At 68.5% G+C, this 22,910-nt stretch carries 19 protein-coding genes; 12 read left to right on the forward strand and 7 right to left on the reverse strand.

Annotated elements, in window-relative coordinates:
- Positions 1-2 precede the first annotated feature (2 nt).
- Complete coding sequence (locus H6717_02715; protein MCB9575929.1) at positions 3-1,001, reverse strand: retinol dehydrogenase; 999 nt, start codon at positions 999-1,001, stop codon at positions 3-5.
- A 68-nt stretch (positions 1,002-1,069) separates the two neighbouring features.
- Between H6717_02715 and H6717_02720 the strand changes: the two genes are divergently transcribed.
- The gene (locus H6717_02720; GenBank protein MCB9575930.1) at positions 1,070-2,866 is read left to right on the forward strand and encodes a hypothetical protein; all 1,797 of its coding nucleotides are present in this window, start codon (positions 1,070-1,072) and stop codon (positions 2,864-2,866) included.
- Between the two features lie 36 nt (positions 2,867-2,902).
- On the opposite strand, the gene H6717_02725 is transcribed toward H6717_02720, so the two are convergent.
- Complete coding sequence (locus H6717_02725) at positions 2,903-3,325, reverse strand: SRPBCC domain-containing protein (protein ID MCB9575931.1); 423 nt, start codon at positions 3,323-3,325, stop codon at positions 2,903-2,905.
- Between the two features lie 27 nt (positions 3,326-3,352).
- Between H6717_02725 and H6717_02730 the strand changes: the two genes are divergently transcribed.
- Positions 3,353-4,399: a hypothetical protein gene (locus H6717_02730; GenBank protein MCB9575932.1), complete on the forward strand. Its 1,047-nt coding sequence runs from the start codon at positions 3,353-3,355 to the stop codon at positions 4,397-4,399.
- A gap of 1 nt (position 4,400) precedes the next feature.
- Here the strand turns inward: H6717_02730 and H6717_02735 are convergent, their stop codons facing one another.
- Positions 4,401-5,390, reverse strand: coding sequence for a lamin tail domain-containing protein (locus H6717_02735; GenBank protein ID MCB9575933.1), 990 nt, complete (start codon positions 5,388-5,390; stop codon positions 4,401-4,403).
- Between the two features lie 104 nt (positions 5,391-5,494).
- On the opposite strand from H6717_02735, the gene H6717_02740 reads away from it, so the two are divergent.
- Complete coding sequence (locus H6717_02740; protein ID MCB9575934.1) at positions 5,495-6,484, forward strand: M28 family peptidase; 990 nt, start codon at positions 5,495-5,497, stop codon at positions 6,482-6,484.
- Here the strand turns inward: H6717_02740 and H6717_02745 are convergent.
- Positions 6,441-7,418 (reverse strand): hypothetical protein, encoded by a 978-nt coding sequence (locus H6717_02745; protein MCB9575935.1) that lies wholly within the window; start codon positions 7,416-7,418, stop codon positions 6,441-6,443. The genes H6717_02740 and H6717_02745 overlap by 44 nt on opposite strands.
- A 79-nt stretch (positions 7,419-7,497) precedes the next feature.
- On the opposite strand from H6717_02745, the gene H6717_02750 reads away from it, so the two are divergent.
- Together H6717_02750 and H6717_02755 are read left to right on the forward strand one after the other, a co-directional pair.
- Positions 7,498-9,036: a cobalamin B12-binding domain-containing protein gene (locus tag H6717_02750; protein ID MCB9575936.1), complete on the forward strand. Its 1,539-nt coding sequence runs from the start codon at positions 7,498-7,500 to the stop codon at positions 9,034-9,036.
- A 49-nt stretch (positions 9,037-9,085) separates the two neighbouring features.
- Positions 9,086-10,147, forward strand: a complete 1,062-nt coding sequence (locus H6717_02755) for a hypothetical protein (protein MCB9575937.1) — start codon at positions 9,086-9,088, stop codon at positions 10,145-10,147.
- Here the strand turns inward: H6717_02755 and H6717_02760 are convergent.
- Positions 10,141-10,638, reverse strand: a complete 498-nt coding sequence (locus tag H6717_02760; GenBank protein ID MCB9575938.1) for a CYTH domain-containing protein — start codon at positions 10,636-10,638, stop codon at positions 10,141-10,143. The two genes, H6717_02755 and H6717_02760, sit on opposite strands and share 7 nt — an antisense overlap.
- A 99-nt stretch (positions 10,639-10,737) precedes the next feature.
- Here H6717_02760 and H6717_02765 point away from each other — a divergent pair, with 99 nt between their 5' ends.
- Together H6717_02765 and H6717_02770 are read left to right on the forward strand one after the other, a co-directional pair.
- Entirely contained in the window at positions 10,738-12,579 is a 1,842-nt protein-coding gene (locus tag H6717_02765) for an adenylate/guanylate cyclase domain-containing protein (GenBank protein ID MCB9575939.1), read from the forward strand.
- A complete protein-coding gene (locus H6717_02770) occupies positions 12,576-13,679 on the forward strand; it encodes a DUF4105 domain-containing protein (protein ID MCB9575940.1) in 1,104 nt (367 codons plus the stop codon). Before H6717_02765 ends, H6717_02770 begins: the two co-directional genes overlap by 4 nt.
- Here H6717_02770 and H6717_02775 read toward each other — a convergent pair.
- Positions 13,637-14,833: an SPFH domain-containing protein gene (locus tag H6717_02775; GenBank protein MCB9575941.1), complete on the reverse strand. Its 1,197-nt coding sequence runs from the start codon at positions 14,831-14,833 to the stop codon at positions 13,637-13,639. The genes H6717_02770 and H6717_02775 overlap by 43 nt on opposite strands.
- Before the next feature lie 162 nt (positions 14,834-14,995).
- On the opposite strand from H6717_02775, the gene H6717_02780 reads away from it, so the two are divergent.
- The 3 genes from H6717_02780 to H6717_02790 are packed head-to-tail and all read left to right on the forward strand — an operon-like array spanning position 14,996 to position 18,521.
- Positions 14,996-16,381, forward strand: coding sequence for an insulinase family protein (locus tag H6717_02780; GenBank protein MCB9575942.1), 1,386 nt, complete (start codon positions 14,996-14,998; stop codon positions 16,379-16,381).
- Entirely contained in the window at positions 16,378-17,865 is a 1,488-nt protein-coding gene (locus tag H6717_02785; protein MCB9575943.1) for an insulinase family protein, read from the forward strand. The genes H6717_02780 and H6717_02785 overlap by 4 nt, the downstream gene beginning before the upstream one ends.
- Complete coding sequence (locus H6717_02790) at positions 17,862-18,521, forward strand: hypothetical protein (GenBank protein MCB9575944.1); 660 nt, start codon at positions 17,862-17,864, stop codon at positions 18,519-18,521. The genes H6717_02785 and H6717_02790 overlap by 4 nt, the downstream gene beginning before the upstream one ends.
- 40 nt (positions 18,522-18,561) lie before the next feature.
- Here the strand turns inward: H6717_02790 and H6717_02795 are convergent, their stop codons facing one another.
- Complete coding sequence (locus tag H6717_02795) at positions 18,562-19,833, reverse strand: hypothetical protein (GenBank protein ID MCB9575945.1); 1,272 nt, start codon at positions 19,831-19,833, stop codon at positions 18,562-18,564.
- Positions 19,834-19,936: 103 nt separating this feature from the next.
- Here H6717_02795 and H6717_02800 point away from each other — a divergent pair, with 103 nt between their 5' ends.
- Together H6717_02800 and H6717_02805 are read left to right on the forward strand one after the other, a co-directional pair.
- Positions 19,937-21,025 (forward strand): ferritin-like domain-containing protein, encoded by a 1,089-nt coding sequence (locus tag H6717_02800; protein MCB9575946.1) that lies wholly within the window; start codon positions 19,937-19,939, stop codon positions 21,023-21,025.
- A 55-nt stretch (positions 21,026-21,080) separates the two neighbouring features.
- Positions 21,081-22,883 (forward strand): VCBS repeat-containing protein, encoded by a 1,803-nt coding sequence (locus H6717_02805; protein ID MCB9575947.1) that lies wholly within the window; start codon positions 21,081-21,083, stop codon positions 22,881-22,883.
- Positions 22,884-22,910: the final 27 nt, after the last annotated feature.

Genomic DNA, 22,910 nt, shown 5'->3' on the forward strand with positions numbered 1-22,910 from the left:
CGTCAGGCCTCGATGCGCGCGATCCGGATCCGGGGGCCGGGCCGCACGGTGAGCGTGCGCAGGTTCTCGAAGCTCTCGCCATCCAGGATGGGCGCCAAGGGTTCCTCGCCGGTGGCCTCGATGCGCATCTCTTGTCCGGCCTTTTCCACCAGGTAGTCGCTCGGGATCTTGTCGCCGCGGGCCAGGCTGGGCAGCGCGCGGATCATTTCCATCGGCACGATGGCCCCGGCCTGGAAATGGATGACGCCGGCGGCGCTGGCCAGGGGGAACACGCGGAACACGCCCCCCAGGGAAACGTCGAAGGCGCCCGCGTGGATGGCGCCCTGCTCGTCGCTTCGGAGCTCCTCGCCGTCGATCCACACGCGAGCCCGCGTTGGTCGAAACACATCGCGTCCGTAGTCGAGCCAGCGCTGGGGAACCGGAGCACGCACGCGAGCGGCGGCGAAGGACGCCACCGCTCGACTCACCACCGACACGATCGCCGGCGCGCCCAAGCGCGGCTCGGAGTAGTACTTGGAGAAGAAGCGCTGTCCGATGCCGCCGGCGGCCAAGGCGAAGCCCAGGCGATGAAAGGCCTCGCCGCTTCCCAGGGCACCGGTGAGCTCGAGGCTGTCCACGCTGCGGGTCTCGATGCTGCGATCCATGCGCAGGCGCGCCACGACCTCCGACAAGATGCCGATGGCGTCGCCGCGCACGCCGACCTTGCGGGCGACGAAGTCGATGGTGCCGCCGTTGGTCGGTAGGAACGCCGGCAGAGCCTCAGGGTCCTTCACGATGGCGAGGGCCTCGTTCAAGACCCAATTCAACGTTCCATCTCCGCCGCTGATGGCGATGACCTCCACGCCGTCGTCGAGCAGCTCCCGCACCACGCGGTTGAGCTCCGACAGGTTCTCCGTCTCGGCGACGTGCCCGACCGATCCCACCACCTCGCGCACGCGCACAGAATCGACCGGGCGGCGCCCGGCGTTGGGGTTCAGGACCACGGCGAGGCGATGTTTCAAGCCGATGGGCACCTACCACCGGGTATGTCCCTTGTAAATGTCGACAAATGCTAAAGTTCAGGCCGCTCATGAGCGGAAAACAGCCGCCTCGCCGCCCCTCCATCCGGCCCTCGCTGGTGGACTCGGGCTGGGAAGAAGTTCCTTCCGTCGTCCCTGAGGACACGGTGCTCGATCCCACCGTGGACTCGAAGGAGCTGACGGCGCCGCTTCCATCCCAGCGTTTCGACGATCTGAACGTGCCCATCAAACGCAACAAGACCGTCGTCGGATTGGCGCCGCCCGGCGCTGGTGCGCCGGCTCCCGATCCCGCGGCACCGCCGCCGCCGATCCCGCCACCGCCACCGCCGCCGGTGTCGGTGCGCAGCGGCCAGCACCCGCCGCCCCCACCGCCGTCGCGCCCGCCGCCGCCATCGCATCGGCCGCCGCCCCCCTCGCGCCGTCCGCCACCGCGTTCGGTACCGCCGCCGGCGTCGGCGCACGGCTCGCAGCCGCCACCGCCGCCGCCCCCTTCGCGACGGCCACGCTCGGCTCCGCCTCCGGCGCCCAGCAGCGGACCCTTTGCTCCTCCGCCACCGCCGCCGCCCAGCGGTGGAGGTTTCGCGCCGCCGCCGCCCCCGCCGCCCTCGAGTGGTGGCGGCTTTCCTGCGCCGCCGCCGCCGAGCCCCGGCGAGTACGTGCCGCCGCCGCTGGAGGCTTCGCGGAACGTGCCGAGCCTCGGTCCGGCTCGCAAGCCGTACGACAGCCTGGAGTCGATCCACTCGTTGCTCGAGATCAGCTCCACACCGACCACCCTCTCCGACAGCTTGCTGGAGACGTCCGAGATGTCCGGCGAAGCGCCGCCGGCCGAGCCGCCGCCCGACGACAACACCGGTACCCGGCCGTTGGGAGAGGTCGCTTCGCCGCCCATGATGCCGGATCTCTCACCGGCGTCCGATGCCACCGCCAGCGCCGCGCCAGCGCCGCCGCCGTCGTCCAAGGGCCTCGCTCCCGCCGACGACGTACCGCTGCTGCAGCACGTGCTCAAGCAGAAAGCGCGCCTCGGCTCCACGGCCGCGCCGGTGGGTGTGTGGGCGGGCGCCGCCGCGCTGGTGTTCGCCGTGGGCGCGATGTGCGTCGCTGCGCTGTTCACCGCGCTGGTCACACGCAGCTCCGCTCCGCCGGCCGCTTCCGCGAGCGCCACCGCGAGCGCGCCGGAACCCCCGCCGCCGAGCGAGCCCGCCCCGGAAGCTTCCGCGCCGCCGCTACCAAAATCTCAGCTGGAGAAGGCCAGGGCAGGGGACGTCCAGGCCATCGCCGAGATCGAGAAGAAGCCCGCGGCGGAGCGCAGCGTGGAGGAGTCCGTCGCGTTGATGATGGGCAACGTCGCCGCCGAGCGCAAAGAGCTCGCGGAGATGGGCAAGGCCCTCGCCGGCAAGGAGCCCGACAAGGAACAGATCGATCGCCTGCAGAAGGCTTCGCGCGACAGCGCTCTCGCCGCCGACGCCATCCACGTGATGGCGACCATGGCGGGACCGACGGGCCCCGACCTCCTGTACGAAGTGTGGACCGGCACTCCCCGGCGCACTTCGGCGACGGAGCTCGCTGAGGCGCTGTTGTCCAACCCGAAGATCCGCGAGAAAGCCTCCCCGGCGCTGCTCGTGGCCCTCGATCTGCGCGCTGCCGAGACCTGCGAGGACTCGGCCAAGGTGCTGCCCCGAGCGGAAGAGAATGGAGATCGTCGCAGCTTGATGTTGGTGGGCAAGATGCTCCGCAAGAACGGCTGCGGCGACACCAAGCGCGAGGACTGCTACCCCTGCTTGCGCAAGGGCGACGCCATCAAGGACGCCCTCAAGGCCGTGCGGGCCAAAGCAGCTCCCCGCTACTGAATCTTTTGTTGTCGGGGCGGCGCGAGCCCCGTCGCGTCACCCTTCCACGCGCTTCTTGAGCGCCTGGTTCATGCCCACGAAGCCGCGAGCACGCTCGGTGACGGTGCGGCTCATGGCGCCCAGTAGTAGCCCCGTGAAGGTCTCCGCCTGTACCAGCAGGGTGCCGCCGTTCTTCTCGGCCAACGTGAAGTAGTGCTCACCGTCGAACAGGCCGCGGAAGAACATCCGTGTTTGCCAGCGGAGCTCCGCGTTCTGCACCACCCGCAGCAGGCGCGGTCGCACGGTCCATTCGCTGCCGTCCGCAGTGGTGAGCACCACGCGTAGCCGCTCGCCCTCCCCCAGGGCGCCCTCCACGCTGTTCATGAACGGATTCCAGTCGCCGTAGCGCGAAAAATCCGTGAGCACGTCCCACACGCGATCGATGGGCGCGGCGATCTCCACCTCCGTCCGGATCTCCACGCGCCGAGTGTGCCACAATGCCCAGCCATGCGTCTCGTCGCGGCACGATTGATCGGCGTCGGACCCTTCGAAGACGTGGAGCTTCCCTTCGCGGACGAAGCCGGAGCGCCCCGCAGCGTGACGGTGATCCACGGCGGCGGCGGCGTGGGCAAGACGACGATGCTCACGGCCTTGGCGTCCACGCGGCCGGGCTACGCGGTGCTGCCGCAGGTGCCGTCGGGGGACGAGCCGCCGGCGGTGATCTGCGAGTGGATGCTGGGAGCGGACGATCCGTCGCGCCCGCACTCGCTCACGGTGGCCACGCCCACGCCCACGTTCCGCGTGGAGGCCACGGACGCCGTGGAAGCCGTGCGGCGCAAGGAGCAGGCGCTGTTCGATCGGCGCGCGCGCCAAGGCGGCTTCGCGTTCCTGGCCATCGGCGCCACCCGCTGGTTCTCGCGGCAGCCGATGAGCATGAACGCGCCCCTACGATCCATTGCGCGCTACGACGTGCGCACGCCGGCGGCACCGGACGACGCAGCTCGGACGGATCTCGCGCGGGAGACGAAGCAGGCGATCTGCTACGCCGACATCGCCGCGGCGCTCTCCGAGGCGGGCGGAGATCGCGGGCGCCACCTCCACCGCCTGGGCGCTGCGATGCGCGCTGCGCTGAGCGAAGTTTCGGGGCTCGCGGGGTTTCGCTATCGCGGGCTCGACGCCGCGTCCTTCGAGCCGACCTTCGTGGACGCCGACGGACGTTCCCTGAGCTTCGACGAGCTACCCACGCGGGTGCGCCATCTGGTGAGCTTCGCCGCGCTGCCCGTGCGCACGCTGTGGGGCGCCTATCCCGGCGTGGATCCGCGGCAGGCCGAAGGTGTCGTGTGCATCGACGAGGTCGACCTGCACCAGGAGCCGGCGGTGATCTCGCGACTGCTCGCGACCCTGTGTCAGGCCCTGCCCGGCGTGCAGTGGATCGTCACCAGCTCGTCCGCGGAGCTCGCCGCCAGCCGCGACGCGCGCGAGGTGATCGCGCTGCGTCGCGAAAGCGGCGAGCGGGTGGAGCTCTGCACGGGCAGGGCCGCGCTCACCCACTGACTCAGGGCAGGCAGCTGTTCTTGGTGCCGGGCGAGGGCGTGGCAGCGCTCTTGAAGGAAGCGCTCATGTCCTCGCTGGTCTCGTCGTGCCCGGTGATGCCATTGCCGCCGGTGGTCTTCTCGCCGGTTTCCATGGCGCAGCGCTCGATGGCCAGCGGTGCTCCGGCGCTCGCCGGCACGCCCTGATCGGCGGGCTTCTGCTGGTCCGCCTGGGTGTCCGGCTGATAGCCGGTCTTGCCGGTCTTGTCGATGCGAGTGTTGACATCGAAGGTGGTGCCCCAAGTGACGTAGTCCACGTCCTTCACGGTGGACGAGGAGCCGTCCCAGGTGAAGAGCACGATCATCTCGCGGTCGTTGCTGATCAGGAAGCCGGGCGAGCTGCCGACGCTGCCGTTGGCGGGGATCTTCATGGCGGGCACCGAGCCGCCGCCGCAGGAGAGCGCGGTCCCGGTGCTGTTGAGGGTGAAGTCCGGGCACTTGCCGAACAGGGTCTCGAAGCCGTCGTTGCCGGAGGCAGCCTCGCCGGCGATCACCAGCACGGCGCCGGGCTGCAACATGGTGCCGCTGGGGAACTGCGCCAGGAAGTCGCTGCCGGGCGTACCGCTGAAGGTCCACGGACCGCTGGTGAGCGTGTAGTAGCCGGAGTTATCGGACACGTAGTAGTCGCTGAGGTCCACCGCGGCGCTGGTGGGGTTCATGATCTCGATGTACTCGGAGCCGCCGGGCTGGATACCGACCTCCGTGATGAGCAGGTGATCGGGACCGGGGCCGGCGTCCGCTCCACCGCCGGTGCCGCCGCTGCCGGCCTGGCCGCCGCTGCCGGCTTGGCCGCCGGTGGCGCCGCTGCCGCCGGTGGCGCCGAAGCCGCCGAAGTTACCGCCGCCGCCGGAGCCGCCGCCGCCGTTGCTGTCGTCGGATGAGCACGCCGCCATCGAGAGGGCGGAAATGCAGGTGAAAGCCAGGGTCCAAGTGATGAAGCGTTTGCTCGACATGCGGGAACGCTGAACGCGACCGGGCCCGGCGTCAATGCGGGGACTACGCCGAATGCGCTGAGCGTTTCACCCAAGCTGAACATCCCGGAGGTGATCCAACGCAAATGAACGCAAGACGACGGCTCGGGGTGCTGCTGGGCGGCGTGCTCGTGGTGAGCGTCGCTTTCTGGGCGGTGTGTCTGCGCATGCCCGGCGCCAGCCGCGGCGCGGCGGGGGAGGGCGATGCGGAGCTCGAGGGCGAGCTTCGCGCTCACGTGATCGCGTTGGCCGGCACCCGGGCCCAACGCAACGTGGGCAATCCGTCGCGCTATGCCGAGGCCCGCGGCTATGTGGAGGACGCGCTTCAGAAGGCCGGCTACGAGCCCGAGCGCCAGGACTATCGCGTGGGAGAGGTCGGCTGCAGCAACCTGGTGGCCACCTTGCGGGGTGCCACGCACGAGACCGTCGTGATCGGCGCGCACTACGACGCCGCGTCGGGCACGCCGGGAGCCGACGACAACGCCAGCGGCACGGCGGCGCTGCTCGCCCTCGCTCGCCGCCTCGCTTCAGACCGCCCCGAGCGCACGCTGCACTTCGTCGCCTTCGCCAACGAGGAGCCGCCGCACTTCCAGACGGGGGACATGGGCAGCGTGGTGTACGCCCATTCCCTGGCCGAACGCGGGGAGACGGTGGTCGCGATGCTCAGCTTGGAGAGCATCGGCTACTACTCCGACGCCGAGGGCAGTCAGCGCTACCCTCCGCCGCTGTCGGCGTTCTATCCCTCCCGCGGCGATTTCGTCGCCTTCGTGGGCAACGTCCAAAGCCGCGCGCTGGTGCGCGAGGCGCTGTCCGCTTTTAGAGAAGCGGAGGCGTTTCCCTCCCAAGGCGCCGCGCTGCCCGCGCTGCTCCCCGGCGTGGGTTGGTCCGATCAGTGGGCCTTCTGGCAAGCGGGCTACCCGGGGGTGATGGTCACGGACACCGCACCCTTCCGCAACCCGCACTACCACGCGAGCTCGGACACGCCGGAGACCCTGGACTACGATCGCCTGGCGCGGGTGACCCGCGGTCTCGTCAGCGTGGTCCGGCGGTTGGCGCGGTCGTCCCCTGGATCCTGACGCTGCAGTAGGGGCAGGCGTAGTCGGTGCTGCCGGCGGGCACGGAGGAGGGCGCGCCGCAGCCGGGGCACGGGAACTCGTGGGCGCTCACGTCGATCTTTTTACCGCACCGAAAGCAGATCACGCGCCGCGCGCCGGTGACCACGTCCAGCTGGCTGCCGCAGCCGCCGCACCGGCGGAGCTGCAGCGGCGGCGGCTGGATGTCGATGTACTGATCCGTGAGCCCCGCGTCCCGGATCAGGTGCCCGCGCATGTTCTCGGACAGGTACGGCAACCAGCCCTGCACGAAGGCGGAAACGCCGACGCGCTCCACCAAGGTGCGGGTGACCTCGTCGGGATACTTGGCGAGGGAGCCCGCCTCTTCCACGGCGTGCATCTGCGTGGCCAGCTGATTGCGGAACGCCTGGTACACCGCCCAAAAGGGTTGATCCGGAAACTGCAGCGCTTGCGGCTGAGCGCCCAGCGCCACGGCGAAGATCCCGAAGGACATCACGGCCCCCTGCATCATCTGGGTCTGCCGTAGCTCGGCGATCCGCTGATTCATGTACTGGGTCCACGCTGCCACGCGCGGATCCATGTCGTGAATCATCATCGTGTCCGTGTAGTAGTCGAGGTAGCGCACGCGGTAGTCGCCATCCACGATGCGCGGCGAGTAGGACGACGGGCACAGGCGGATGTGCTCGGTGAAGAGCTGCGTGTAGAGCGCCTTCACCGTGGCGCGATCCCCCTGCCACTCGGCCTGCTTGATGGCCGGGGCCAACCGGCGATGCAGCGCTTCGTAGGCCGGTCCGGGCAGGGCGTTGCCCTGCGAGCAGGCCATCGCAAAGTCCCAGTCCGAGAGCGCTCCGCAGAAATCGCAATAGACGTACGCCGTTTGGGACGGCAACTGCTTGTGGCCGCCACATGCATGGCATTTCACGACCCGAACGCGCACGACCCGAGCATAAAGCATGGCCGGGCGCGCTGCACTCGCGCTTGACCGCCGCCCAGCGCCCGCGCACCCTGCCTCGACGATGAGGGTGCTGTTGGTGAATCCCAACCGGGAGCACATGCCCTGGCCGACGATTCCGGTCGGCCTGTGCACCGTGGCCAGCGCGGCGGAAGCCGGCGGGCACGAGGTGCGGGTGCTCGACCTCTCGTTCGCCAAGGATCTGGCCGCCGAGGTCGACCAGGCTCTTTCGTGGGGTCCGGAGGTGGTGGGCATCACGATTCGCAACCTCGACAACTGCAACTTCGAGATGCCGGAATTCTTCCTCACGGAAGTTCGGGATCAGATCGTGAAGACCCTTCGGCGCCGCGCGCCCGAGGCCGTCGTCGTGGTTGGCGGTAGCGCCGTCAACGTGTCGCCGGGGGACGTCTTTTCCTACCTCGAGGCGGACTACGCCCTGGTCGGTGAGGGCGAAGAAGCCTTCGTTGCGTTCCTATCCGCCTTGTCTCGAGGCCAGGACGTCGGCCGCGTCCCGGGCGTGCTGTCCGCCGAGACCAAGAGCCCCGAGCGCTTGCCGGTGCTCGACACCGGGCGGTTGCTTCCGGGAGAGCCCCGCGCCGGACGCGCCGTGGTGAAGGACCTCGAACGCGCGGTTCGGAGCCGCGCTTTCCGCTGGGTGGACATCCCCCGCTACCGCGAGGCGGGCACGCCCTATCCCATCCAGACGAAACGCGGCTGCGCGCTCAAGTGCGTGTACTGCGTGTACAACAACATCGAAGGGCACGCCTACCGCTTGAGGGATCCGGCGGACGTGGTCGACGAGATCGAAGAGGCCGCGGCACACGGTGTCACAAGCTTCGATTTCGTGGATTCCACGTTCAACCTGCCGCTCTCCCACGCGCGGGCGCTGTGCGACGAGCTCGAAAAGCGAAAGCTCGGCGTAGATCTCTCCACCATGGGCCTGAACCCCGCGGGCGTGACGCCGGAGCTCGTCGCCAGCATGAAGCGCGCGGGGTTCTCCTCCGTGATGTGCACGCCGGAGAGCGCGTCGGAGACCACCCTCAGGACCTTGGGCAAGGGCTTCTCCAAGAAGATCGTGGAGCGCGCAGCCCGCGCGTTGCGCCAGGCAGAGCTGCCCACCTATTGGTTCTTCATGCTCGGCGCGCCGGAGGAGACCATCGAGACCGTGCGGGAGACCCTGGCGTTCTGCGAGGAGCACATCCCCGCGGAGCACATGGTGCTGTTCTCCACGGGCATCCGCGTGTACGCGGGCACGCCGCTGGAGCGCCTGTGCAAGGAGACGGGCTGGTTCGACGCGGACGACCCGCTGTTCTTCCCGTCTTGGTACTTTTCGCCGGAGCTCGACATCGACGAGCTGTACGACACCCTGGCTCAGGCCTCGGATCGCCATCCCAATTGGATGACCAACGCGGAAACCGTGCTCTCGCTCCGGGCAGCCACGTTCATGAAGCGGGCCTTCCGTTTCGTGGGCTGGGAAGGGCCGTTCTGGCTGCACCTGCCCAAGGTGTTCCGGGTCAGTGGCCTCTTGGGCGCGCGCTCCAAGGGCCTCAGGCAAATCGCCGAGCGCCTGCGCGCCGTGCCCGACGTCGCCCACCACCAGTGACGCCGCTGCCTGTTCCATCCCCGAGCAATTTGTTCTACGGGGGCGCCCCATGACCAAGCTCGCCTCGATCCTGTGTGGAGCGTTCATCCTCGCGGCCTGTGCCAGCGGCGGCGCTGACAAAGCACCCGGCGGTGGCGGCGGCAGCGGCGGGTTCACCGGCGGCAGCGGCGGGCAGAACTGGGGTGGCAACGGCAACACGGGCACCGGTGCGGTGGGCGCTGGCGGCAGCGGCGGGGCCACCGGCGGCAGCGGTGGTCAGGCGGGCAGCGGCGGCCAAGCGGGCAGCGGCGGTGTGGCCGGTAGCGCGGGTCAAGCGGGCAGCGGTGGCAGCGGCGGCGCCATCGTCGATGCCGGGCCCGATGCCGGCTGGCCGACGTGCGATGCAAAGCCCGCGAGCGCCACGCAGAAGACGATCCCCGAGATCTGGACCGACAACCCCGCGACCGAGACCGAGGTGTGGATCCCGAGCGCGATCGTCACCGGGATTTCGTTCGGTGCCTGTTCTGCGGGCTTCGCGTGTCAGGTGTTCCTGCAGGCGGACGCGACCTACGCGAGCTTCACCGCCGGCGCGAAGCACGCCATCAAGCTCCGCATTTCGTCCAGCGCCGCGAGCTACTTCTCTTCCCTGGCGGTGGGCGATCGCGTGGACGTGCTCGGTTGGGCCTGGCGCTACAACCTCGGAGGCGAGAACGAGCTCGTGGTGCAGGTGAACAACCTGCTACCCGGATGCGCCAAGAAGGTCGGCAGCGCCACGCCTACGCCGATCACCGGCGTCACGCTCTCGGACCTCACCGTTACCGCGTATGAACAAACCCATGGCCCGCTCTTGGTGCAGGTCGCGGGGGTCACCGGCAAGCCCCAAGCGGCCTCGGAGATCTTCGGCATCTGGGAGACCGGCGTGGGCATCGGCGACGCAGGCCCGGGTGAAATCGTGTCCCTGAGCCCGTACCTGTTGAGCGGCGGCAAGTTCAGCGGCCTCACCTCCGGCGCCAACGTCGACTTCCAGACCGTGGCCGGGGTGTTCAGCCTGTACGTGCCCTTCACCGAGGGCGGCGCCACGTCCAAGTACAAGGTGCTCTACCCGCGCACCATGAGCGAGCTGGTTCAGTAGAGCGCGTCTTGCTCTTCCGCGGGCCAGGTCGACAGCGGCCGGTCCGCCAGCGCCGCGTTGGCGAAGCGCCCGTCCGCCGTGACCTCTCGCCCCACCCAGGCGGGTTTGTCGGCGACGGCCCGGTCGAGCTCCTCGGGATCGTCGATCTCGATCTCGGCCACGGTGAGCCCGGTGTTGGCGCCGAAGAACACGTCCACCTCCCACACCGCGCCCGAGTGCCGCACTCGGTAGCGGCGCTTTTCGATCGCCGTTCCCACGCACAGGCCGAGGAGCACATCGGCATCTTCCACCGGGATCGGGTACTCGAGCTCCAGACGAGCGGCTCCTTCGGACTTGCCCTTGATGGTCAGGAACGCTTCCTCGTCCTGGCGGCGCACGCGCACCACCCGCGCCGGGTCCGTGCTCAAGAAGCCCTGACGGATCTCCGAGACGTCATCGCTCTCGGGGAACGTGCCGGGGACCAGGAACTTCCGCTCGCGTTCGATCTTCATGGCCACCGAAGGTAGCTCTCTTCGCCTGCTTTGGCTGGGTTTGCTGGTTCGCCGCGGAACCTCGCGGCAAAGCGTCGGGTGGAGTACATTGCGCCGCCGATGGAGCCGGACACCGCGCTCGCGGAGCTGCTTCAACGGCACCCCTGGCCGGAAGAGCTGCTCGCTCACGGCAAACCCGTGGAGGCCGCTCGCCGCTTCGCCCTCGAAGCGTCCCCCGCGGAGCTGTGGCCGTTCTTGAGCGACACCTCGCGCTTCAACCGCGCTCTTGGCCTTTCGCGCATGCACTTCGAGGAGCGCGATGGCGTGATGTACGGGCGCAGTCGCAACGCCGGCATCCTCCACAGCTGGGTGGAGGTGCCCTGGACCTGGGTGGCGGAACGCACTCTCACGTCCATTCGTCTGTACGATCGGGGCGCGCCGCGGGTGGCTCGGGGCATCTACCAGCTCGACCCGCGGGACGACGGCGGAACCGACTTCACGGTGTACTTCGGCTTCATCCCGCGGGGCTTCTGGCAGCGGTGGCTCTTGCGCATCGCCGTCGGCAGCATCCTGTCGGGGTACGCCAAGGTGATCCCGCAGGTGGACGCGGCCGCCAGGGAAGCCGCGTCGTCGCCCTATCTATTGCCGCCCCCACCGCTGCCGCCGGAGAGCGCCGAGCGCGCCGTCGCCTTGTGTCGTTCGATCGTGGAGCAGGGGGTGGAAAAGTCTGCCGCGGACCGCCTGCTCGAGCTGGTGCAGACGGGCGACCCGATGGACCTCGCGCGCATTCGCGTGCTGCCCCTGGCAAGGCAGTGGGGTCTCCAAGAAGAAGAGGTGCTGTCGGCGTTCTTGCACGCCACCCGGGCCGGTCTCCTGGCGCTGTCCTGGGACGTCGTGTGCCCGCATTGCCGCGGCGTGCGCGCGGAAGTGCACACCCTGGGCGAGGTGCCACGGCGGGGGAGCTGCGAGGTGTGCGCCATCGATTTCGATACCGACAGCGAGAGCGCCATCGAGGTCGCCTTCCACGTGCACCCCTCCATTCGCGAGGTGCCTCAGCTCTTCTTCTGCAGCGCGGAGCCCGCGCGCCGCAGCCACATCAAGCTGCAGCAGAGCCTGAAGGCGGGGGAGAAGCGCAGCGTTCGGACCAGCCTGCACCCAGGGCGCTATCGCCTGCGCCTTGGCGGGAGTGACGCACACCGCGTGCTGGACGTGAGCGAAGGCGCCGCGGCGAGCACTCTCGAGTGGTCTCCGGCGCAGGACACGGACGGGCCCGTGGCCCTGGCCCCCAATCCGGAGCTCGTGCTGGAAGCGCCGGAGGACACCACCTTCGTGGTGGAAGATGCCCACTGGTCGGACGACGCGCTCAGGCCGGCGCGCCTCTTCAGCTTCCAGGAGTTCCGCGATCTGTTCGCGGAGGAGTTCGTGGCCTCCGACGTGCAGCTGTCGGTGGGCAAGCAGACGATCCTGTTCACGGACGTGGTCGGCTCCACGGCGCTGTACGCCGAGCGTGGCGACCCGGCGGCCTTCGTCGACGTGAAGCGGCACTTCACGGAGATCTTCGACGAGGTGAAGAAGCACCACGGCGCGGTGGTGAAGACCATCGGCGACGCGGCAATGGCGGCCTTCGTCGATCCGGTGGACGCCATCCGGGCGGCGGAAGGCATTCAGCGTCGCCTCGGCAAAGAGCGCGAAAGCATCGGCATTCGAGTGCGCGCCAGCCTCAACACCGGACCCTGCATCGCGGTGCGGCTGAACACCAACATCGACTATTTCGGCAGCACGGTGAACGCTGCCGCCAAGCTCCAGGCGTGCGCCGGGGCGGAGGAAGTCGCGTTTCCCGCGGCGCTCTTGCAGCTCCCCGGCGTTGCCGCTTTGCTCGAGGGTGCGGCGCTCGAAGAGACGGAGCTCGACTCTCCGGCCCTCGGCGGAAGTGTGCGCGTGGTGCGCTGGCGGATCGAATGACCCTCGGGCCGGCGCTGCTCGCCGCCGCCCTGGGCTCGGCTCCCACGGTGGACGTCTACACCATGGGGCAGGGCAGCGACCTGTTCGAACGCTTCGGCCACGCCGCCATCTGCGTCACGCGGGCGGAGGGCACGCGCTGCTACAACTACGGCACCACGGATTTCGCCTCGCCGCCGGAGGAGCTCGGCTGGCGCTTCTTGCGGGGCGACGCGAAGTTCTGGGTCAGCGTGTGGCCGCTCCCGCGCATGCTCGAGGTGTACCGCCAGCACGACCGCACCGTGTGGCGCCAGCGCTTGCCGCTCTCCGCCGCAGAGGCGCGCGCCGTGGCGGCGCGTTTGGAGCACGACGCGCTGCCCGCGAATCGCTACTACCGCTACCATCACTTCGACGACAACTGCTCCACCCGCGTGCGGGACGTGATCGACGAGGGCACCGCGGGGCGGCTCTCCGCCGACGGCCGGCGCTCGCTCGCCGCGTCGTTCCGAACGCTCGGCAAGGAGCGCCTCGCCGGGGAACGCGTGCCGCTGTTGTTCGGCGACCTGCTCGTGGGACGCCGCGCCGATCAGGTCGTCGACGTCCACGACGGCATGTTCCTGCCCGACGTGCTGCGCGCGGAGATCACGCGGCGCTTCGGCGTGGCGCCGCGCGTGGTCTACCAACGCCAGGGGCCGGCTTTCCCGAAGGACCTTGGGTCGAACGTGCCCTACTTCGTGGTGCCCGGCCTGGCGCTGGGAGCGCTCGCGGCGGCGCTCGGCCAGCGGCGCTGGGCGCGAGCGCTGGTGGGCATCGCCCTCGGCCTCCTGGCCCTCACCGTGTGGGGCGTTGCGCTGGTGAGCAGCGTTCGGGAGTTGCGCTTCAACGAGCTCGCCCTCGTGCTCTGGCCCACGGACTTCGCCCTCGCCTTCTTGGGGCTCGAGCGCGCTCGGCGCTACGCACGGCTGCGCCTGATCGCCCTTTCGCTGTGTGCGTTGCTGTCCGCCGTTGGCGCGCTCCTGCAACCCGTGTTGCCGATCATCGTCCTCGCCGGCCTTCCGCTCTTCTTCGTGGCCTTCGCCGGCTACCCCTGGCGCGCCAGCTCCAGGACCGACGCGACGGCCTGAGCGATGGACCCGAACGGGCTCTGTCCGTCGCTGCCGATGTGCGTGACCTTCACCTCGCCGAAACGCTGACCCACCGCGGCGGCGAGCTCCGGCAAGCGCTCCGCGGTGCGGAGCTTGGCGCGGGCTTCGGCCTGCTCGCGCTCCACCTTGGCGAGCGCCATCTGCACCTCGCTCCGGGCGCGCCCTTCGAGCAGCGCCACTTCGGCCTCGGCGCGCCGCTGCTCCAGCTCGCCGGTGAGCCGCGCCCGTTCCAGGGCCAGCTTCTGCTCTTGTGCCCGAGCCAAGATGTCGTGCACTTCCAGCTCCGCGCGGGCGACCTCCCGGGAGCGGGCATGCCGTTCGACCGCGGCTCGGGCGGCGATCTCCTCCGCGCGGCGGGCGAGCTCCGCCCGCTCCTGCTCGAGCGCCAGCTGGGCGCGGATGGTGGTCTCTTCCACGGTCTTCTTGCACTCCGCCTCCCGCGTCTGGATGTCCCGCTCGGCGTCCGCCCGCGCCTCGCGGGCGGCGCGCTCCAAGGCGGCGCGATACGGCGCTTGCATCGCGTCGAAGACCGCCGCGCTCTGCACGCGAACCTCCTGGATCTCGATGGTGTCGATCACCACGCCCCAGCCTTGGTCCGTCACGTCCTCCGGGCGTCCCTCACCGCCCACCACGGGAGCGACCTCCCGCAGCAGGTGCTCGGCGAGAGCCTCCTTGCGCTTCTGCAAGCACTCTTCCACCGTGAGGTTTGCCACCAGGCGTCGCGTCGCGCCGACGAACATGGCAGTGAGGGTTTGCTCGAGCTTCTCTTGCGCCCGTTCGGGGTAGCTGAAGTTCAACACCCGATAGGCGACGAGCGGTTCGGCGATGCGATAGACGGCGAGGCCGACCACCTCGACGCCCGCCTTCTCGCGCGTGACCTGGTCCGCGCTGAACGACAGGCGCTGGAAGCTGGTGGGGACCACCGCCACCGCATCCCAGGGCCACTTGAAGCACGTGGCCCCTTGACCGGAGCTGGGCCGTACACGACCGCGACGAACGTGAACGAGATACTCGCTGGGCTTGGCAGCGACGAAGCCCCAGCTCTTGGTTTTTGCAGGATCCTCCACCGGTCTACCTTGCCGCCAGCCGGTGGCTTCCGTGGCGCGTTCGGAAAGCTCCAATTTCGTGCTCATGGCCCCACGCTTCGCACGACGCGTGCCACGCGAATTCTGCGGAGATCCACTGCTGGCCCTGCACCGCTTTGGCGCGCTGCGCGAAGCTGGTGCGTTTCATCGGCTTGACGTCGCCTCACGGAGCCGCCATCCAAGGCACCGCACAATCCTGAAGGAGATCCGATGCGTCGAATCGCAATGAGTCTGGCCCTGGCCCTCACGGCGGGAGCCCTGGCCTTCGCGCCGAAAGCCGCAGACGCGGACGCGGCTCCGGCCAACGGTGGCGCCTCTACCGCCATTTCCCTGCCCGTGGACCAGTATCAGCTCGACAACGGGCTCACCGTGGTGCTCAGCCGCGACACCCGGCTGCCGGTGGTGGCCGTCGAGGTGCGCTACCTGGTGGGCTCCGCCAACGAGCGCCCCGGCCGCAGCGGCTTCGCGCACCTGTTCGAGCACTTGATGTTCCAGGGCTCGCAGCACTTCGACAACGAGTACTTCACGCCCTTCGAGCCCGTCGGTGGCGTCGTGAACGGCACCACCAACCAAGACCGGACGAACTTCTTCGAGCGCGTGCCGTCCAACTACCTGGAGCTGGCGCTGTGGATGGAATCCGATCGGATGTTCCATCTGCTCCCGGCGCTCACGCAGGCCAAGCTCGACAACCAGCGCGACGTGGTGAAGAACGAGCGCCGGCAGCGCTACGAGAACGTGCCCTACGGCATGGCCTGGGTGTACCTGTACCAGACGCTGTATCCGAAGGGGCATCCGTATCACGAGCCCGTGATCGGCTCTCACGCGGATCTGTCGGCGGCAACGCTCAGCGACGTGAAGGCCTTCTTCCACGAGTACTACGTGCCGGCCAACGCGGTCGTGACCGTCGTCGGCGACTTCGAGCCCGAGAGCGCCAAGGCGTTGGTGAAGAAGTACTTCGGCGTGGAGCCGGGCGGAAAGCGCGCGGACGTGCCCAAGGCGGCGCTGCCCAAGCTCGACAAGATCGTGTCCGTCTCGCACACGGACGACGTGAAATTGCCGCGCATCATGCTCGCGTGGCACACGCCGGCGCTGTTCGCGCCGGGGGACGCTGAGCTGGATCTGCTCTCCAGCGTGCTCACGAACGGCAAGACGAGCCGTCTGTACAAGCCGTTGGTGTACGAGCAAAAGGTCGCCAAGGACGTGTCGGCCTTCCAGGTCTCCCAGCGGATGTCGAGCTTCTACGTGGTGCAAGCCACGGCGGCGCCTGGCGTCAGCGTGGACAAGCTCGAGAAGGCGCTGATGGCCGCTCTCGGCACGGCGCTGTCCACGCCTCCATCGGAAGACGAGATGATGCGCGCGAAGAACGGCTACAAGAAAGGGTTCTACGAGCGCATCGAGAGTGTGGTGTCCCGCGCCTCCACGCTCGCAACGTACTACCAGAACACCGGCTCCGCCGATTACATCGGCAAAGATCTAGCTCGCTACACCGGAGCCTCGGCGAAAGACGTGGCAGGCGCTGCTCAGCGCTATCTGGATCTCAAGCGCTACGCACGCATCGAGATCGTCCCGGGCCCCAAGGCAGGAGGTAAGCCGTGAAGCGCTATCTACTCGTGTCCGCCGCCTTCGCCGCTGCGTGCGGTGGAGCCCAATCCGCGGGCCCCGTTCCCCCGGCGACGACGGCAACCGGGCCGGCAGCGAGCGCCCAAGCCCCCGCCGGTCCGGACTACGCGAAGCTCCCGAAGCCGGCCGCCGCGCCGAACTGGACCCTGGAGGCAGCGAAGACCTGGAAGCTCGAAAATGGCATGAAGGTCTACTACCTGCGGCAGGGCTCCACGCCGCTGGTGTCCCTGCTCTTGGTGCTGCCGCGGGGTGCGGCCACGGATCCCAAGGGCAAGGAGGGGCTGACCGCACTGACCACGGACATGCTGGACGAGGGTGCGGGTGGCAAGACGGCGCTCGAGCTGTCGGAAGAGCTGCAGCGTCTGGGCACGGACTACTACGGCAGCACGGACGTCGACGGCGTCACTTTGGGTATGAACCTGTTGGCGGAGAACTTCGGACCTTCCGCCAAGCTTCTGTCGGACATCGTGCGCCGTCCCGCGCTCTCCCCCAAGGAGCTCGTTCGCCGGCGGGATCAGCGAGTGGCGGAGGAGCTCTCGCAGCAGTCGGAGCCCGGTCACGGCCGCGCCATCGTGCTGCGCCACGCGCTGTTTGGCGAAGGCTACGGCAGCTGGCTGCCGACCGGCACGGAGAGCTCGCTCAAGAAGCTCTCCTTGGCGGACGTCAAGCGCCAGTACCTCGCGACCTTCGTGCCGGACGGTGCCGCCCTCGTCGTGGTGGGCGGCATCGAAGAAGCACCCGTGAAGCAGGCCCTTGCCGAGAGCTTCGGCGATTGGAGCGGCAAGGCCACGAGCACCGAGGCCGCGGTGAGCGACGCGCCTGTCAAGAACGGCGTGTACTTCGTCGACTACAAGGGCACCACCCAGTCCGCCATCGCTTTCGCGCACCGCGCGGGGGCGGAGACGTCCCCCGAGTATTTCCCGGCGAAGGTGTTCAGCCGTGCCTTCGGTGAGGCGTTCACGAGTCGGGTGAACCTGAACCTGCGAGAAGACAAGGGCTACACCTACGGTGCTCGGAGCGCGTTCAGCCGTTGGACCAAGACCGGGTTCTTCGCCATCGCAGCCAACGTGAAGCGCGAGACCACGCGCGCGTCCATCGACGAGGTGGTGAAGGAGCTGAACGGGATCTGCGGACCGCGGCCCCTGAGCCAGACGGAACGTGACGACGCCGTGAACGGCTTGCTCCTGGGGTTTCCCGGACGCTTCGAGCAGAACGGCGACGTGGCGGCGCAGCTCTCGATGCTGCCGGTGTACGGACGGCCGAACGATTGGTACTCCCGCTGGCCCGGCAACGTGAGATCCGTCACCGCGGAAGCCGCCAACGCGGTGGCCAAGAGCTACTGTGATGCCAAGGATTACGTGGTGGTGGTCGCCGGCGACCGCTCCGTGGTGGAGCCGACGTTGGCAGGGCTCGAGATGCCGCTGCAGTTCTTCGACGCAAAGGGTAAGCTCGTGAAATGAACCTCCGTGCCGCCGGCGTGGTCGCCATCGCCCTGATCGGCTGCGCCGTCGACTCGGAAGGTAGCTCACCGCCCGGCGGCGGGGCGGATGCGTCGGCGGGGTTCGCGGGCGTGTCCGGCGTGGGCGGCGGGATCATCGAGGGCGGCGGTTTCGCCGGCACGAGCGGCGTCGCCGGCGGAGGCAGCGGCGGCGACAGCGGCGGTCCCAGTGGTGGCGGCGGTCCCAGCGGCGGTGGAACCTCCGGAAGCGGGGGCACCTCCGGCGGGGCCGGCGCGCCGGGAGGCGGGGGCGCGCCCAGCGGCGGCGGAGCTCCGGGCGGCGGCGGAGCTCCCCCCGCGGGGGGATGCAGCTTCCCGTCCTGCGACTGCCCCGCGACTGGGGATTGCGACCTCCAGTGTGCTGCCTTCTGCAGCCTGGTCTGTCACACGCCGTCCACCTGCAAGCTGGGCTGCATCGGCAGCTGCGACACCTATTGTCAGAGCAACTCCAACTGCACCGTTTCGTGCCCGGCGGGCGGCTGCAAGCTGACGTGTGATCCGGGCTCGACCTGCAGCGTGGCGTGCCTCGGCGGCGGCTGTGTCATCGATTGCAAGTCCGGAGCGAACTGCGCCATCCAGCAGTGCTTCGGCGGAAACTGCAGCTGCAACGGGTGCTGAGCGGAAGCCGACGCGAGCGGCCGGCTTCCGCTCGCTCGGTTCAGTTCGCGGGACAGGTCGTGGCGTCCGCAACCTGACACGTGCCGTTGATGCACTCTGCGACGGCGGAGCAGTCGGGACCCGTGTCAGTGTTGCAGGCGCCGCCGACCGGTGCGACGGCCATGCACGTTCCAGCGTTGGAGCCGCTGGGCGTGACGCAGCTGGCGCCTCCGGAGCAGAACAGCACGAACGTGTTTCCGATTAGGCCGCAGGGCTCACCGGGGCCGGGTACCTGATGGGTCACACACTTGTTGGTGGCGTCGTCACAACTGAACCCGAGGTACGAGTTGCAGCTGTAGCTCTCCTTCGGATCGCACGTCGCGCCCGCGGTGCCCAACGCGGCGGCCTTGCACTTGCCGGAGGCGCCGCACACCAGGGGCTGCTTGCACTCGTCGTCGCCCCCGCAGTCGGCGCCCACGTCACCCACGGCCACGCAGGTATCGTTCGCGTCGCAGAAGGCGCCGCTCTCACACTTGGCGAAGCCGGCGCAAGACTCCCCGAGCTTCTTCTCTGCGGCGCAGGTGTCGTTGAAGTCGCAATACAGACCCTTGGCGCAGTCGCTGTCGAAGGTGCAGCTCGCGCCGGCAGCGGCGTCTTCCACGCACTGACCGCAAAGCGCGCCGTCGGGCACGTCGCAGTTGGTGGACGCGCACTGGGAGTCCACGTAGCAGGCCTTGCCCGTGGCGACGGTGCCGTCGACGCCACAGCTCGGGTCTCCGAAATCGAAGCTCTGGATGGCACCGGCGTACAGCTGGTCGCAGGTCGTCTTGCTCAGCGCGTCGCCGATGGCGGCCATGCCCGCCGGCTTGATTCCGGACCCTGGCGCTGCGGAAAACTGGTTGCACAGCGTCTCCCAGGTCGCCTTGCAGTCTGCTTCGTCCTTCACCCGGAACAGGCTGAAGAACGCGGGGGCACACGTCGCGTACAGCTTGCAGTAGCCCTCCGCGTAGCTCTTGCATGCAGCGTCTTGCGTAACCGAAGCGAATTGCGAGCAGTCGCCGCCGCCGCTCCCAGCTACGCCGCCGCTCCCAGCTACGCCGCCGCTCCCAGCTACGCCGCCGCTCCCAGCTACGCCGCCACCGCCGCTCGCGCCACCGCTGCCGCTCACGCCACCGCTGCCAGCAGCGCCACCGCCCGTGCCAGCGCCGCCATCCGTGGCGCCGGCCCCGCCCGTATTCGGGCTTCCTCCTCCGCCATCGTCCCCACCGCACGCCACGGCCAAGATCCCCGTCGCCGCCAGCGCGAGCACAGCGGCAAAGCCCCGATAAGTCATGTCATCTTCCTCCGTTGGTCGCCAACGACACACACCACGATACGTTCACCCACCTCGCGGTCTTCCTGACAGTTTCGGACACGCTGGGCCATACTGAGGCCCCATGGACTATCCCCAGAAGAACCCCGTTCCGCTCCCCGCCTCCGGCGCGTCGCAGGCCATCCAAGCGACCATCGACACGGTGTTCGACTGGCAGTACGCGCTGAAGGAGAAAAAGCTCCTCGCCTTGTACGAGAAGGGCAAGAGCCTGAGCTGGAACGCGACGGACTTGGATTGGTCCACGGACGTGGACGTGGAGCGCTTGGCGCGGGAGGCGCAGATCGACGTGTTCATGAACACGCTGATGGACCCGCCGAAGAAGTTCACGTTGGACACCGCCGTTCAGTTCCGGCTGCACATGAACGCCTTCATGCTCTCGCAGTTCCTGCACGGAGAGCAGGGCGCGCTCATCGCCACGGCAAAGATCGTGCAAACGGCGCCCACGGAGGAAGCCAAGTTCTACGCCGCCAATCAGGTGGCGGACGAGGCGCGGCACGTGGAGGTGTACCACCGCTACCTCACGGAGAAGCTCGGCCTGTCCTACGAGGTGCACCCGAGCTTGGCGGGTCTGCTGAAGGACATCGTCGAAGATAGCCGCTGGGACGTGACCTATCTCGGCATGCAGATCATGGTGGAAGGCTTGGCCCTGGCGGCGTTCGGCATGATGCGCCTGGTGATGCAGAGCGAGCCGCTGATCCAGGACATCACCGGTCGCATCATGCAGGACGAATCGCGCCACGTGGCTTTCGGCGTGCTGTCCCTGGCAGATCTGTACACTGGGCAGCTGTCCGCCACGGAGCTCCGAGAGCGCGAAGACTTCGTGATCGAGTCGACGGCGCTCTTGCGCGAGCGCCTCTTGATGCAGCCGGTGTTCGAGCGCCTGGGCTGGGACTCGAGCATCTGGGTGCCGTGGATGACGAACACGCCCTTCCAGCGTGGTTTCCGCCAGATGATGTTCTCCAAGATCGTGCCCAATTTGCGGCGCCTGGGCTTGCTCACGCCGCGCGTGCGACAAGCCTTCGACAAGCTCGACATCTTGCGCTTCGAAAACGAGAAGGACTCGGTGGAAGAGCCGGAAGTGGCGCCACCCGCGGAGCTGGTGCAGATGCTCATGTCGTACATGGCAGGGCAAGGTACGACACCCGCGGGTTGATCCCTGACGCTTCGCGTTCCGATTGGCTCTGCTACTCTGAGGCTGGAGGCTTGGGATGCGAACGGTTTCGATCTTCTCTTCGCTGGTGTTTCTCGGTGGCGTGCTGCTCGCGGCGTGTGGCGGCGGCGATGACTCCGGCGGCAACACGGGTGGCACTTCCGGCGGCGGCGGCAGTGCCGCGGGGGGTGGCAGCGGCGGCGGTGGCGGCATCAGCGGTGGCAGCACCACCGGCGGCACGCGAAACCCCACCTGCGACAAGGGCACCAGCGGCGGAGAAGTGCAGGCGCCAACCTACTGGAAGCACCTGCAAGGGCAGACCAGCTGGTACGCCTCGCCCGTCATTCAAGACCTGGACGGCGATGGAAAGCGGGAGCTGATCGCCGCCTACTACTCGGTGTTCGTGTTCGATTCCGAGGGCAACCTGCTCGACAAGGCCGAAGACGGCGATGGTCGCGTGTACGCCCCACACGTGGTGGTGGATCTCGAGGGCGACGGCACCACGGAGGTCGTCTTCGGCAACTCCGAGAAGGTGTACACCTACGAGTGGAAGGGCGGGAAGCTCGCGCTCAAGGCCGGGTGGCCCGCGGATACCACCACCGCCGGCAACTCCCCCGAGGTTCGAGGCATGGCGGCCGCGGATCTGGATGGAGACGGCAACATCGAGGTGGTGGTGACCACCACGCAGACGGCGAGCACCGAAGATGGCGGCGCTCAGGTCTTCGTGTACTCACCGAACGGCCAGCTGTTCCAGCCGCCGGGCATCTCCTGGCAGGCGTGGCCGCGGTACAACAACAAGACCGGGCAGGGGAACGACGCAGATCGCAATGGTGCCGGCCACCACGGCTTCGGCTGCTACGGCCTGAACGTGGGCATCGGTAACATCGACGACGACCCCGAGCTCGAGATCCTGGCCACCTACGACAACCATCACATCCAGGCCTTCGACTTCGACGGCGTCGCCATCGATTCGTCGGACTACTTCACGAATCGCGCGAACGAGTTCGACGGGCAACGCCTGACCTGGGGCCAGTTCATTCGCTGGGCGGATCCCCAAGTGGAAGAAGACCACTACCACCTGCACACCGGGGAGTGGCCAAGCCCCACCACCGCGGAGTGGCTGCAGTGGACGGCGTCTCCGCCCAACGTGGTGGACTTGGATCTCGACGGCAAGAACGAGGTTCTCGGGGTTCCCAACGTGGAGAAGAACGAGCCCTACGAGACGCAGGCGTACGCCATCATGGCGCTCGAAGGCGCTTACGGAGACGGCAGCCGTTCGGCCATGCGCAAGGCGGGCTGGGAAACGCTGCCCCGCGGCGGCGCGCCCATCCAGGTGAAGGGCGACTACCCCCCGGGCGGCGTGCCGGCTCCCACCACCGTGAACATCCAAGGCGGCGACGAGCCGGAAGTGGTGGTCAGCCTGAATGACGGCTTCGTGCACGCCTTCGATCACACCGGCAAGGAGCTCTGGAAGTTCAACTACACCTTCGGCAAGAGCATCATGTACTCGTCCGAGGTCACCGTCGCGGATCTGAACCAGGACGGCTCACCGGAGCTCGTGTTCTCCACCTACGGCGATCCCGATAGCAAGGATTGTGGACACCTCGTGATCCTGGGAGCGGACGGCAGCCTGCTGCACGACGTGACGCTTCCCGACGCTGGTCACAACGGCAACGGCAACGGCGCGCCCGCTGCTCCGGCGATCGGCGATCTCGATGGCGACGGCGCCGTCGAGATCTTCGTCCAGACCTTCGATCACGGCATGGATGTGTTCACCGTGCCGGGCTCCGCGGAGAACTGCCTGCTCTGGTCCACCGCCCGCGGCGGGCCGTTGCGCATGGGGCAACCGAACGGCAGCTGACGTTTCCGCGGCGGACCGACAAAAAAG

The organism is Polyangiaceae bacterium, assembly GCA_020633235.1.
Classification (GTDB): Bacteria; Myxococcota_A; Polyangia; order Polyangiales; family Polyangiaceae; genus JACKEA01.